Here is a 249-nt window from a genome sequence, read left to right as displayed (position 1 = left end):
ACGACCCGCTGCACGAAGTGACGCTGGGCGTGGGCAGCCACGACCGCAAGCAGGCCCAGTTCGACCTGGGCGGACCGGCCACGGCGGACGGCACCCTGCTGTACCGCCTGACCGGCAACGTGCGCGACAGCGACACGCAGATGCGCTACGCGCCGGACGACCACGCCTACATCGCCCCCGCGCTGACCTGGAAGCCCAACGCCGACCTGTCGCTGACCGTGCTGGCCAACTACCAGCACGACCGCGCCG

General features: G+C 71.5%; 1 pseudogene. It reads left to right on the top strand.

The annotated features are described in order from the left end of the window. Nucleotides 1-249: pseudogene (locus tag ACM0OT_RS23840) on the top strand (hypothetical protein); the annotation flags it as partial.

The organism is Anabaena sp. CCY 9613 (assembly GCF_963920895.1).
Taxonomy (GTDB): Bacteria; Cyanobacteriota; Cyanobacteriia; order Cyanobacteriales; family Nostocaceae; genus Cyanocohniella.
Note: the sequence above shows the minus strand (reverse complement) of the source record. Positions and strands in the feature narration are given on the sequence as shown.